General features: G+C 46.8%; 11 protein-coding genes and 1 other RNA gene. All 12 read right to left on the reverse strand.

The genetic code is table 11. The annotated features are described in order from the left end of the window. Positions 1-157: 157 nt before the first annotated feature. Positions 158-1,615, reverse strand: a complete 1,458-nt coding sequence (gene murC / locus R7Z78_RS12525) for a UDP-N-acetylmuramate--L-alanine ligase (protein ID WP_085569655.1) — start codon at positions 1,613-1,615, stop codon at positions 158-160. Between the two features lie 23 nt (positions 1,616-1,638). Then, entirely contained in the window at positions 1,639-2,706 is a 1,068-nt protein-coding gene (murG, locus tag R7Z78_RS12530; protein WP_012842153.1) for an undecaprenyldiphospho-muramoylpentapeptide beta-N-acetylglucosaminyltransferase, read from the reverse strand. Then, entirely contained in the window at positions 2,693-3,889 is a 1,197-nt protein-coding gene (gene ftsW, locus R7Z78_RS12535; protein WP_005396444.1) for a cell division protein FtsW, read from the reverse strand. The genes murG and ftsW overlap by 14 nt, the downstream gene beginning before the upstream one ends. An 18-nt stretch (positions 3,890-3,907) precedes the next feature. Beyond that, positions 3,908-5,221 (reverse strand): UDP-N-acetylmuramoyl-L-alanine--D-glutamate ligase, encoded by a 1,314-nt coding sequence (gene murD, locus R7Z78_RS12540; protein WP_104975850.1) that lies wholly within the window; start codon positions 5,219-5,221, stop codon positions 3,908-3,910. Positions 5,222-5,260: 39 nt separating this feature from the next. Next, complete coding sequence (gene mraY / locus R7Z78_RS12545) at positions 5,261-6,343, reverse strand: phospho-N-acetylmuramoyl-pentapeptide-transferase (protein WP_005372931.1); 1,083 nt, start codon at positions 6,341-6,343, stop codon at positions 5,261-5,263. Next, positions 6,343-7,707 (reverse strand): UDP-N-acetylmuramoyl-tripeptide--D-alanyl-D-alanine ligase, encoded by a 1,365-nt coding sequence (locus R7Z78_RS12550; RefSeq protein ID WP_005372928.1) that lies wholly within the window; start codon positions 7,705-7,707, stop codon positions 6,343-6,345. Before R7Z78_RS12550 ends, mraY begins: the two co-directional genes overlap by 1 nt. Continuing rightward, positions 7,704-9,185 carry a UDP-N-acetylmuramoyl-L-alanyl-D-glutamate--2,6-diaminopimelate ligase gene (murE, locus tag R7Z78_RS12555; RefSeq protein WP_104975849.1) on the reverse strand — a complete coding sequence of 494 codons (1,482 nt, stop codon included), beginning with the start codon at positions 9,183-9,185 and terminating at the stop codon, positions 7,704-7,706. Before murE ends, R7Z78_RS12550 begins: the two co-directional genes overlap by 4 nt. A gap of 62 nt (positions 9,186-9,247) precedes the next feature. Then, positions 9,248-11,041, reverse strand: coding sequence for a penicillin-binding transpeptidase domain-containing protein (locus R7Z78_RS12560; protein WP_086046525.1), 1,794 nt, complete (start codon positions 11,039-11,041; stop codon positions 9,248-9,250). After that, positions 11,038-11,355 (reverse strand): cell division protein FtsL, encoded by a 318-nt coding sequence (gene ftsL, locus R7Z78_RS12565; protein WP_005372920.1) that lies wholly within the window; start codon positions 11,353-11,355, stop codon positions 11,038-11,040. Before ftsL ends, R7Z78_RS12560 begins: the two co-directional genes overlap by 4 nt. A 5-nt stretch (positions 11,356-11,360) precedes the next feature. After that, entirely contained in the window at positions 11,361-12,311 is a 951-nt protein-coding gene (rsmH, locus tag R7Z78_RS12570; protein ID WP_017633610.1) for a 16S rRNA (cytosine(1402)-N(4))-methyltransferase RsmH, read from the reverse strand. 175 nt (positions 12,312-12,486) lie between these two features. After that, positions 12,487-12,917, reverse strand: an RNA gene (gene rnpB / locus R7Z78_RS12575) — RNase P RNA component class A. A gap of 167 nt (positions 12,918-13,084) precedes the next feature. Beyond that, positions 13,085-13,948: a 16S rRNA (cytidine(1402)-2'-O)-methyltransferase gene (rsmI, locus tag R7Z78_RS12580; protein WP_005372907.1), complete on the reverse strand. Its 864-nt coding sequence runs from the start codon at positions 13,946-13,948 to the stop codon at positions 13,085-13,087. Between the last annotated feature and the right edge of the window lie 11 nt (positions 13,949-13,959).

Here is a 13,959-nt window from a genome sequence, read left to right on the forward strand (position 1 = left end):
ACCCATATAATTACGCAGAGGTAAAAGTCTTGACTTTAACCTTGGGATTATACTGAGCTCTTGTAAACTATCAAACACTGATAGCAATAAATCACAATGATATTGACGCAAAATCGAGATCTGAGTCTTTATCTGTCCTTCGCGTCAACAATATGTGTCAGCCAAGCATCTTGTTTATATTCAATTTAAGACCTGCCAGCTGTTTCGCCACTTTACCAATATCACCCGCACCTTGCGTTAAGATTAGGTCGCCGTCTTGTATAACGTTAGCTAAAACTGAAGGTAATTGCTCGATTTCTGGAACAAAAATCGGATCTACCTTGCCTCGGCTGCGAATTGTGCGACATAAAGCGCGCCCATCAGCCCCTGCAATCGGCTTTTCACCCGCTGCGTAAACATCCAGCATGATCAATACATCTACCTGTTCAAGCACATTCGCGAAATCATCGTATAAATCACGAGTACGGCTATAACGGTGCGGTTGGAAAATCATCACCAAACGCTTGTCTTGCCAACCACTGCGTGCTGCATTAATGGTTACATCCACTTCTGTGGGATGATGGCCGTAATCATCAACAAGCATTGCATGGCCGTTGCCAGTATCAAACTCGCCAAGGTGATCAAAACGTCTTCCCGTACCTTGCGTACCAGCCATTGCCTTTAGGATCGCATCGTCTTCAATGTCATCTTCAGTAGCAACCGCAATCGCAGCAGACGCATTCAATGCATTGTGACGACCTGGAATATTCAGCGTGATATCTAAGTTAGCTCGCCCTTTACGTACTACCGTAAATTTGCCTTGCTGCCCCTCTTGACGATAATCTTCAATACGTACGTCGGCATCTTCAGAAAAACCGTAAGTTATCACTTGACGACTAATACGTGGGATTAACTCTCGAACCACAGGATCGTCAATGCAAACAATTGCTTGGCCGTAAAACGGTAGATTATGAAGGAAATCGATGAAGGTTTGCTTTAAGGTTTCAAAGTCACCACCATAGGTATCCATATGATCGGCTTCGATATTGGTAACAATGCTCACCATTGGTTGCAAGTGCAGGAATGACGCGTCACTTTCATCTGCCTCTGCAATTAGAATACGACTCGAGCCTAGACGCGCATTTGTACCTGCGCTTTTCACCAAACCGCCATTCACAAACGTTGGATCAAGACCGGCTTCAGAATAGATTTGAGTAACAAGAGCGGTCGTCGTGGTTTTACCGTGTGTACCCGCAACGGCAATACCGTGACGGAATCGCATCAATTCAGCCAACATCTCTGCGCGGCGTACAATAGGGATGCGTAATTCACGTGCCGCTATCACTTCTGGGTTTTCTTCGTTGATCGCCGTTGACACAACAACCACACTGGCTTTTTCTACATTACTGGCTTGATGACCAATAAATACCGTCGCACCTTTTGATACCAAACGCTCTGTCACAGCGTTCTCTGATAGATCAGAACCTGTGATTTGGTAGCCTTCGTTCAACAGCACTTCTGCAATGCCGCTCATGCCCGCACCACCAATACCGATGAAGTGGATGGATTTCACGCGGCGCATCTCTGGCACCATTGCGCGAATCTGAGCTAAGTCTTGTGTATGTTGGATTGTCATCAATTCTATTCTCAATAATTCGGTTAACGCTTTTCGGTCAAAGCGACAATGGCTTGTGCGACAACTCGGTCAGCATTCAATTTTGCAGCGCCACGCGCTTGCTCAGCCATTGTAAGTAAAGCTTGGCGATCCAATTGTTGGATCTGCTGAGTCAAAGACTCAACGGTTAAATCTGGTTGTTCAATCATTTTCGCTGCGCCGCATTCTACTAGATGATCGGCATTCAGTGCTTGTTGGCGATCTTTATGCATAAAAGGAACAAAGATAGCCCCTACGCCTGCCGCTGATACTTCAGAAACGGTTAACGCCCCTGAACGACAAACTAAAAGATCAGCCCATGCATAAGCCTCTGCTACGTCGTCAATGAACTCTGTGACTTCTGCATTTACCACACCATTAGCTTGGTATGCGGCGTTCACTTCTTCGGCGGAACCTTTGCCAGCTTGATGACGAATACAGTAATCACCGCCCAGCTTTGCCATCACTTCTGGCACAGTTTGGTTAAGAATGCGTGCACCTTGGCTACCGCCCATCACCAAAATACGAATTGGGCCTTGGCGATCTTGCATTCGCTCTGCAGGTGCTTCTAATCTTGTTAGGTCTTCACGCACAGGGTTACCAACTACCTCAGCAGCAGGGAACGCGCCAGGAAAGGCCTGAAAGACTTTCTTAGCAATTTTTGATAGCCATTGGTTTGTCAAACCCGCAACCGCGTTTTGTTCGTGCAGAACAACAGGAATACCGCTCAACCAAGCCGCAATACCACCGGGACCACTCACATACCCCCCCATACCTAACACGGCATCGGGCTTCCAATGCTTCATGTGCGCGCGAGCTTGCATGATGGCATTAATAATTTGAAATGGAGCTGCAAGCAGACGCTTTACGCCTTGACCTCGTAACCCTTTCACTTTGATAAAATCGATTTCAATGCCATGTTTTGGCACCAAATCCGCTTCCATTCGATCCGCCGTGCCTAACCAACGGATCTCCCAGCCTTGCTCTTGCAGCTGTTTTGCTACAGCTAACCCTGGGAATACGTGACCACCAGTACCACCAGCCATCACCATCAAACGTTTATTTTGTTTCATTAGTTTGTTGTTCTGATTGTTGTTGCTCGCGTTTCAAGCGGCATTCGTAATCGATACGCAGCAATATGGACACTGCGACGGACATAATAATCAGACTGGAACCACCATAACTGATTAGCGGGAGTGTTAAACCTTTGGTTGGTACGATACCGGCTGCAGCACCAACGTTAACCAACGTCTGGAACGCAAACCAAATACCGATACCGAAAGCCAGATAACCGCCGAACATTTCGCCTTCTTCAAACGCACGCTTGCCTATGTAAACCGCTTTTAACACTAAGCTAAAAATCAACATTAAGACCAACACAACGCCAACAAAACCAAGCTCTTCAGCAAGTACGGCAAACACAAAGTCGGTATGCGCTTCCGGTAGATATTCCAGTTTTTGAATTGAATTACCGAGACCTTGACCGAACCATTCACCACGACCAAACGCCATCAAAGACTGAGTCAACTGATAGCCACTGCCAAATGGGTCTTCCCACGGGTCAAGGAAGGAGGTTACTCGTCGCATACGGTATGGTTCGACTAAAATCAAACCTACCACAGCGCCGATACCTGCCACCATCAACGCGAGAAACTGAGTCAGTTTTGCGCCTGCGATAAACAGCATGCCAAACAGTGTTACTAGCATCACGACGACCGTACCCAAGTCTGGCTGACCAAGCAGTAATACTGCGAAGAAGGCAAACACCATGATTGGCTTCATAAAGCCACCAAAGAAGGTTTGTCGTACTTCGTCTTGCTTTCGAACTAAGTAACCAGACATGAAGATAAACAGCGATAGCTTCGCGACCTCTGCTGGCTGAAGGTTAAACAGCCCAAGGGGAATCCAACGAGACGCACCATTAACCGACTTACCCGCCAAGAGCACGATGATCAACAGTGCAAAAGAAGCCCAAAGTAAGTAGTGGCTTTTCTTAAACCACTCTTGCAAAGGCACTTGCAAAATAACAGCGGATGTCCCTAGCGCCAGCACAAGAAACGTCGCGTGACGAAACATAAAGTGAAACGGCTGTTCGGTTAATCGTGAGCTGATCGGAAATGATGCAGAGGTTACCATCACCAAACCAGTCAACATCAAACCCAGTGCAATCCACACTAACTGACGATCAAACATCGCCTCTGGGGCTGGATGCTTGAGCCAATTGCCAATACTGCGTTTAACGTTACCTAAACCCACGAAGTGTGTAACCTTTAATTATGCATATTTCTGAGCAAGAGCAGCGAAAGCATCACCTCTTGCCATAAAGTTGTCGAATTGATCAAAGCTAGCACATGCAGGAGACAGCATCACCATATCACCTGGTTTTAACTGCGAAGATACTTGTTGAATCACATCTTCCATGGTGTCGAAACGTATTGCAGATTCATGTAGTGGCATAAATTCATCGCCATCAACGCCAAAGCAACACAGCTGCAAGTTAAGCGTTGCGAAGATCGGTTTTAATGGCGAGAAGTCAGCACCTTTGCCAACACCACCAACGAGCAAGTAGAGCTTACCTGTCGACTCCAAACCAGATAGCGCAGCCATAGTGCTCGCAATGTTAGTTGCTTTAGAGTCATTCACCCATTTTACGCCTTGATTATCCGCAACCACCTGGCATCGGTGTGTCAGTCCCGTGTAATTTTTAAGTGCATTCAATGCGTTGTGATAATCAACGCCCGCAGCCTTTAAGAGCGCTAAAACGACCAATGCATTGGATAAGTTGTGTTTACCAACCAACTTAAGCTCATCACTTGCGACGACTCGTTGACCGTGATCGAGTAGCCAAGTGCGATTGCCATCCACCTCGAGACCAAAGTCCTGATTGTCGCTGCCAAATGTCACCAATGGCACCTCTGCATCTGGGAAGGTTTCTTTATCATCACGGTTCACTACCGCGAGATCAGCATGATCAAAAATACGCAACTTGGCTTGTCGATAGTCAGACATGCCTTGATAACGGTCCATATGATCTTCAGAAAGATTCAGAAACGCAGCGGCTTTGAGCTTTAAGCTTGACGTTGTTTCCAACTGGAAGCTTGAGAGTTCAAGCACATATAGGTCTGCGTCATGTTCTAGTAAATCCAAGGCAGGAACGCCGATATTGCCACCAACGCCAACATCCAAACCCGCGGCCTTGGCCATCACGCCAGTGAGATCGGTGACTGTGCTCTTACCGTTTGAGCCCGTAATCGCAATCACCGGTTTCTGCACCGCCCAGGCGAATAACTCAATATCACCAACTACTGTCGTGCCTTTTGCTAATACGGCTTGGATCTCTGGTGTCGCTAGCGCAATACCAGGGTTGGTCACGATAAGATCAGCGTCAGAAAGCCAGTCTGTATTCCAACCACCACTATGCAGTTGAACACTTTCCGGCAAGCGCTCTGCACCTGGAGGGTTTACACGAGTATCAATGACTTTGACCACAAGTTGTGGCTGATTTTTTCTTAGGTGTTTAACGACAGAGAGCCCGGTAATACCGAGCCCTACGACGACAACACTATATATGTTTTGCCAACGTTCCATATTTGATCACACTGTAAATCTTGTTCTTGGAAAGCGCGATTAACGCACTTTCAATGTCGCAAGACCAATCAGAACAAGAACCATAGAAATAATCCAGAAGCGCACGATTACGCGAGGTTCTGGCCAACCTTTCAATTCGTAGTGGTGGTGAATTGGTGCCATACGAAAAATGCGCTGACCACGCAGTTTGTATGAACCCACCTGTAGAATTACCGACAGCGTTTCCATCACAAACACACCGCCCATGATCACCAACACCAACTCTTGACGAACGAGAACAGCAATAGTGCCTAACGCGCCGCCAAGCGCTAGTGAGCCGACATCACCCATGAACACTTGTGCTGGATACGTGTTAAACCACAAGAAACCAAGGCCTGCACCGACGATTGCTGTACATACGACAACCAACTCAGAAGCATGTGGTAAGTATGGAATATGAAGGTATTCAGAGAAGTTAACGTTACCGGTCGCCCATGCAATAACCGCGAAGCCTGCTGCAACAAGAACCGTTGGCATGATTGCCAAACCGTCTAGACCATCAGTCAGGTTAACCGCGTTACTTGTACCTACAATGACAAAGTAAGTCAGAATGATATACATCAAACCAAGCTGCGGCATGATGTCTTTAAAGAATGGCACCACTAGCTGAGTTGCTGCTGTGTCTTTACCGTAAGCATACAATGCGAAAGCGACGACAAACGCGATCAACGACTGCCAGAAGTACTTCCAACGCGCGATCAAGCCATCGGTATTTTTGCGTACCACTTTACGATAATCATCAACAAATCCGACCGCACCGTAGCCAAGTAAGACTGTCAGTACCGCCCATACGTAAGGGTTGGATAAGTCTGTCCATAGCAAAATCGTGATTGAGATGGCCGCTAAGATCATGATACCGCCCATTGTTGGGGTACCACGCTTACTAAAGTGAGATTCAGGACCTTCGTTACGCACTACCTGACCAATTTGCAGCATTTGCAAACGCTTGATCATGATTGGTCCCATCCATAATGACAGACCTAGAGCGGTTAATACGCTTAGGATTGCTCGAAAAGACAAGTATTCAAACAATCGGAAAAAAGACAGGTATGGCTGTAGCAGCTCGGCAAGCCAAATAATCATTAATAATACTCCTTCAAAGCAGCAGCGACTTCAAACATACGTGCACCATTCGCTCCTTTCACCAATATCGTATGGTTTTCAGGAACGGCTTGGTCTAGATGCTGCTTGATGTATTCAATCATCTCTTGGTGCGTCTCAAAATGAATGCCTTGGCAAAGATCACTGATCACCTTGGCGTCTGCACCATATGTGAGAACATGTTCAAATTTTTGTGGGGCAGCATGTTCCCCGACTTGACGATGAAGTGCAAGACTTTCCTCGCCCAATTCCGCCATATTACCTAAAATCAGCCAGCGTTGACCTGGGAAAGCGGCCAATAAATCAACTGCCGCTTTCATGGCTGGCACGCTCGCGTTGTAGCTGTCGTCAATCAATTTTATCTTTTCGCTCAGCGCTTCAACCTCGACGCGACCTTTCACTTTGTTCAAATGTTTAAGGCCAGCGCGAACCTCTTCTAATGTGGCGCCCATTTGTAACGCAATAATAGAAGCAGCGATCGCATTCGCAACGTTGTGTTGACCTATAATACCCAGAGACAGTTCAATTTCTTGTGAGCTTGCTGCGATATGTAAGTCAAAGCTTGCTTCACCTGCGGCGTTCAATACGATGTTAGAAGCGAAGAAGTCTGCATCAGTATTACTTTGTGAAAAAGTAATGACTTTCTTATCTGCTAACACTTCATCCCACTTGGCTTCACCATTGCTGTCTAGGTTAACAATCGCAATACCACCAGCTGAAAGGCCTTGGTAGATTTCACCTTTGGCTTGTTTCACGCCATCGATAGAACCAAAGCCTTCAAGGTGAGCGGCGGCTACATTGTTCACTAACGCGATATCTGGTTTTACTAACTGAGTCGTGTAAGCAATTTCACCTATATGATTAGCACCAAGCTCAATCACGGCATAATCATCATCCTGCTGTGAGCGCAATAATGTCAACGGAACACCAATATCATTATTGAAGTTACCCGCCGTGAATAACACTTTGCCTTTCAATTGCAGGATACTCGCAACCATTTCTTTTACGGTCGTTTTACCGCAACTTCCGGTGATGGCAACGGTAGGTGTTTTGCATGCTTGATGCACCCAAGAAGCAAACTCACCCAATGCAAGTTTGGTATCCGACACCACAATTTGCGGCACATTCACATCTAAGCGTTTTTCTACGAGTAAAGCACCGGCACCTGCATCTACCGCTTGTTGGCAAAAGTTGTGCGCATCAAAGCGCTCCCCAACTAACGCGACGAATAAAGCCCCACGCTCAATCGTTCGTGTATCAGTAGAAACCGCGTCGATAAGTAGCTCGTCGCCGAATCGCTCACCACGAGTGATGTCTGCAATTTGAGATAACGTTACTTTGATCATGAGGTCAATCCTAAAAGTTGCATTGCGGACTCGCGGTCGGAGTAATGAATCGTTTCGCCATTACGAATCTGATAATCTTCATGGCCCTTTCCAGCTAACAAGATAATGTCGTTTGGCGAAGCATTTTCAATGGCATAAGACAGCGCTTTGAAGCGGTCATGCTGAACAATCGCTTCAGCAGGTTTTGACAGCCCAGCTAACATATCTTTCACAATCTGAACCGGATCTTCGCTGCGTGGGTTATCGTCAGTCAACACCACTCTGTCGCCCAGACGCTCTGCAATTTCCGCCATCATTGGACGCTTACCTGCATCGCGATCGCCACCGCAGCCAAAAATAGCCCACAGCTGGCCTTCACAATGAACTCGTAAAGCTTGCAGCGCTTTTTCTAAAGCATCAGGAGTATGAGCATAATCGACCACGACTTTGGCACGATCCTCAGTTTGGAATAACTCCATTCGGCCGAGTACGGGTTGCAGTTGACCTGCAGTTTCGAGTAACGCTTGTTTCTCTTTACCTAAGCTTAATAAGGTCGCAAAAGCGAGCATTAAGTTGGTTGCATTAAACTCACCAATCAATGGCGCGTGCAATTCACCTGAGCCAAATTTACCATCGAACTTAATAGTAATCCCTGACTCTGCGTAACTGACTTCCGTCGCCCAAATTGCGCTTTCAAATTCAGTGTACGGCTTGAGCGAGACAGCGATCGCATTACTTAACTGCGACGCCCATTGATGACCGACTTCATCATCAACATTGATAATGGCACGTTCACATTGGTGTTGCGTGAACAACCCAAGCTTTGCATTGGCATACGCTTCCATCGTGCCATGATAATCTAAGTGGTCACGACTTAAGTTAGTAAACACGCCCGCCGCAAATGATAATGCTTTGACACGACCTTGCGTCAGGCCATGAGAAGATACTTCTAGCGCGGTGTATGTGGCTTGTTGATTTGCGAGAGAGGAGAGCGTTTTCTGAATTTCAACGGCATTCCCCGTTGTATTCGCAGCTTGTTGCAAGTTATTGAGGAAGCCATTTCCTGTTGTTCCCATTACCGCCGCTTTATGGTCAAGCAGTTCTAGCCATTGCGCTATTAACTGGGTAATGGTGGTTTTGCCGTTGGTGCCGGTGACACCAATCAAATCCATATCAGGGTAAGCATAGATCTTTCCAGCAATTGCGGATAAACGTTGGTCCAACCTATCAATGTAAATGACGGGAACATCATCAATGATTTCCACCGTACCATGTGTTTTGACATCGCAGGCTTGCGCCAGGGCTGCATTTGCACCTTGCTCAATTGCAGAGGCAATGAATTTACGCCCATCCACAACATGGCCAATCACTGCTACAAACGTGGTTCCAGGTTGAACTCTTCGGCTGTCGAGCTCCAATTCAGAAACAAGAACGGACGATAAGCTAGGGCAATCCACCCAAGGGGAAAGCAGCACGTCCATACTGATGGCTTTAGTCATATTTGTTCTCCGAGCTTTGGCTCAGGTTTTCTTAATTTTGTTTGCTCAGTAAACCACAGGGCTTACTGTTGGAATTTGTTTTCGTCAGGTGCAACATTGAGTATTTGTAGCGCGCCTTTCATGATTTCAGAGAAGACAGGAGACGCTACCGAACCACCATAGTAGTCATCGCCTTGAGGCTCATTTACGATCACTACTAAAGCAATTCGCGGATCGCTAACCGGAGCAAGCCCAGCCGTGTAGGTGATGTACTCATCGCTGTACCCACCGGCAGAAGCTTTACGTGATGTACCTGTTTTCGCTCCCACTCGATAACCAGGAACTGCCGCTCTGCGAGCCGAGCCCCCTTTTTGAGTTACGGTTTCCAACATGTCTAATACTTGACGCGCATACTTCGCACTCACCACTTGGCGTGACATGTCATGATCATTGCTTTCGATAATATGAATAGGCTCGTATTTGCCAAGGTTTCCAAGCGTCGCATAAGCATGGGCTAGCTGGATTGGTGTAATTGATAGACCATAACCAAACGCAATCGTGGCGCGCTCGATTGGCGACCAACGAGTTCGTGTAGGAAAAATACCCGTCACTTCCCCAACTAGGTTTAGGCCAGAAAGCTCACCAAAACCCACTGAACTGTACAACCCTAGGAGCGCCTCTACCGGCATTTGCATTGCTAGCTTCGTCACACCGATATTACTCGACTTTTTAAGGATCGTGGTCAAGCTCGCTTTGCCTACGCGAGAGACATCTCTGACTCGACTACCACCTAAACGTAGGACACCATTACCGGTATCTACGATGGTATCTTTATCGGCTATCCCATTTTCTAAGGCGGCTAAAATAACGAAAGGCTTAATGGTCGAACCGGGCTCCATTGAGTCCGTGATCACTCGGTTACGCATTTGATAGCTTTGCCAATCGCTACGATTGTTAGGGTTGTAAGAAGGAGCATTAACCATGGCCAATACGGCGCCCGTTTTTACATCCAACATGACAACAGAACCTGAAGTGGCGCGGTGGTCCGCAACGGCTTGCTTAATCGCACGATACGCAATCGCCTGTAGACGCTGATCGATAGTTAACTGAAGTGATTTACCTTCTTGCTTGTCTTGCCAAGCAATGTTTTCCACAACACGACCATAACGGTCTTTACGAATAGTTTTCTTACCCGCCGCGCCAGTGAGCCACTCATCGTAGCTACGCTCCACACCTTCTAGGCCATGCCCGTCAATGCCTGTCACACCGACTAAGTGAGCACTAACCTCACCTGCAGGATAATAACGACGAGATTCCGACTTAAGGCCAACACCTGGCAGCTTTAACTCACGAATATAGTTCGCCATGGCCGGACTGACCTGGCGCTGCAAGTAGATAAAGCGGCGTTTTTCATTGCGCTTGATTTTGTCTATTAACCCTTGTCGGTCAATACCAAGAACATCCGCTAATGCATGCCAACTTTTGGTCTGGCTTAACGCGTTTTCTTTAAATATCGTGGCAGGATCTGCCCAAACCGCCTCAACCGGTACACTGACAGCAAGCGGCTCACCATTTCGATCCGAAATAATACCGCGAGCAGAAGGAATGGATTTAACACGAACCGAACGTAGGTCACCTTGTTTAATCAGGTTATCTGGCTCAATGATTTGGATGTAGGCTACGCGTGCCACCAAAAGGGCAAATGCACAAAAAACAAAAAACAGTAATAGATGGAAGCGCCAACGAATCAAGAAAGATTCTTCGACCGCCACTTTCACTGCTTTGTTATCGGTTTTCTTATCCCCCGTAGCCGCTTTCTCTTTTGCTACAGGTTTACGCTTATTGGCTTGTTTCGTGTTGGATTTTTTTCTAATCATTTGAGCGTGACAACCACTTCTTTATCGCCATCAGGTCGTTTCATTTCAAGTTCTTTTTTGGCAAGGTCTTGAACACGACTGTGTTCCGCGAGGGCAGTTTCTTCCAACATTAAGTTACGCCATTCGCTATCTAATCGTTCTCGTTCAACCAACGTATGGTCTTTCTCGGTGATCGCTTGACGCGCATGGTGGGTAGCAAATACCACTCCCATTGCCGATGCCACGATCAATAGCAACAACAGTAATGGCCAGCGACCAACAGTGAGGAGATCCGTTGCAATCAACTTAGCAAGATTAGGAGTGGATTTCGTCATAATAATTAAAGCTTTTCTGCAATTCTTAACACAGAGCTGCGCGAACGAGGGTTCATTTCAATTTCTTGTTTGCTTGGTTTAATCGCTTTGCTCACCGCTTTCATATTCGCACTACCAAGAGCACGAATTTGCTCTTCCGTCATTGGAATACCGTGTGGCACTTCAGGCCCTTTGCTCTCTTTACGGATAAAACGTTTGACCATACGGTCTTCCAGAGAGTGGAAGCTAATCACAGATAAACGGCCTTCAGGAGCAAGAATGCTCGCCGCGCCTTTAAGTGCCGTATCAATTTCTTCTAACTCACTGTTGATGTAAATACGAAAAGCCTGGAAAGCACGAGTCGCAGGGTGTTTTTTCTCTTTAAAACTTTTCGGTGCGGCATCTGAAATCAATTTTGCCAGCTGACCAGTGCGAACCATTGGCTCATTTTCTTCATCTTCACGGTAGGCAACAATCGCTTTTGCAATACGGCGCGCATGTTTATCTTCCCCGAACTCGCGAATGACCCAAGTGATATCATCGAGGTCTGCTTCCATCAACCATTGAGATACTGGAATACCTGATGTCGGGTCCATACGCATATCTAGCGGACCATCTTTCATAAAGCTAAAGCCACGCTCTGCGTCGTCTAACTGAGGAGAAGAAACGCCTAAATCCAGAAGAACACCATCCACTTTTCCAACTAGCCCATACTCTTCAGCATACTCAGCAATACCAGAAAATGGACCATGAATAATGGTGAAGCGAGGGTCATTGATTTTGCCTGCCTCAGCGATCGCTTGAGGGTCACGGTCGATACTGTACAGTCGGCCATTTTCACCGAGTTTAGATAGAATTGTCCGGCTGTGACCGCCACGGCCAAATGTTCCATCAATATAGACGCCGTCTGGTTTGATAGCTAAGCCATCAATGGATTCATTTAATAACACGGAAATATGTTGGAAGGTTTCGGTCATAGCTTTCTCGTTGAATGATCTTGAAGCGATTCTTTAGTGTACTGATTTCCTACATCATCGCCACCACAAGTCTAAAGTTAGACGTGATTTACGCCAAGTTTATTGGTAATGACATAGTTTGCGTCAATTAAATGCAAAAAACCCATCACTACCGAAGTAGAGATGGGTCTCGAATAGGTGGAGCCGACACATAAGCCGGGTTCTGTTCCGCTTGCGCGGCGGTAGCCATTCGTCTAGGCCAGCAATCACTCACTGGCTCGAGCAACCTACCCGCCTCCTTACGCGAGCAACGCAATGTGGAGGCCTATTTGGTCTTGCTTCAGGTGGAGTTTACCCTGCTACGAACTATTGCTAGTCGTCCGGTGCGCTCTTACCGCACCCTTTCACCCTTACCTGTACCCTTACGGGCCATCGGCGGTCTTCTCTCTGCTGCACTTGTCGTAGGCTTGCGCCCCCCAGGCGTTACCTGGCACCTTGCTCTATGAAGCCCGGACTTTCCTCCCCTTTGTCAGTCTCCCGAAGGACGTCAACGTCAGTCTCCCAAAGGGACTTCGACGTCAGTCTCCCGAAGGACATCAACAAAGCAGCGACTACCCAGTCAGCTCCGAGGGCGGATTGTATAGAGTTCTCACTTCAGAGTCTAGTTAGATCACAGATATGATGAAATGAATGCACTAAGTGATGACTTTTTAGTCAGCGCGCCAAAAATAGATAATAAAAAGGCCGATTCCTAAACATCAGCCCTCATTGACCATTTATCTCGCTAGCGGCACTTAGTCTAAGTTTTCTAAGCCCCATTTATATAGCGCATTCTTCTTCAAGTTATGTATTTCTGCCACCAAAGCAGCTGCTTTTTTCAAAGGCAGCTCTTTGGTCAAAATGCCTAACGTGCGTAAAGCATCTTCAGGTAGTGAGTCGTCTGTTGTTTCACGATGGCCATGTACCAACAATACCATTTCACCACGCTGTTGGTTATCGTCACTTTTCACCCATTCAATCAGCTCACCTAACGGCATGCCTTGAATGGTTTCAAAGGTTTTTGTTAGCTCTCTTGCCAACACAACTTCTCTATCTGGGCCAAGAACGTCTAACATGTCTTGTAGAGAGTCTAAAATACGGTGCGGTGACTCGTAAAAAATACACGTACGCTCTACCGAAGCAATCTCTAGGAATTTATCCTTACGACCTTTGCTTTTCGGTGGTAAAAAACCTTCGAAGCTAAAGCGATCAGATGGCAAGCCAGAGGCACTTAACGCCGTAATGACCGCACAGGCACCTGGAAGAGGCACAACTCTAACGCCCGCTTGACGACATTTTGTCACCAAATGGTATCCTGGGTCGCTGATAAGTGGCGTACCAGCGTCAGAAACTAAGGCGATAGACTGACCGGAAAGCAGCTTTTCTACCAAAACTTGTGCTTTTTGCTGCTCATTGTGGTCATGTAGAGCAAAAGTTTTGGTTTGAATATTGAAGTGAGACAGTAATTTGCCCGTATGTCGAGTATCCTCAGCGGCAATGATGTCCACAGTCGACAGAATTTCGATAGCACGTTGGGTGATATCCGCTAAATTTCCGATTGGAGTCGGTACGATATAGAGAGTTGGCCCCTCATTCGGCAACTTATTTTTATCTGTCATTTGTTTACCAT

It is taken from the genome of Vibrio sp. 1167 (assembly GCF_033340375.1).
In the GTDB taxonomy this organism is placed as follows: Bacteria; Pseudomonadota; Gammaproteobacteria; order Enterobacterales; family Vibrionaceae; genus Vibrio; species Vibrio alginolyticus.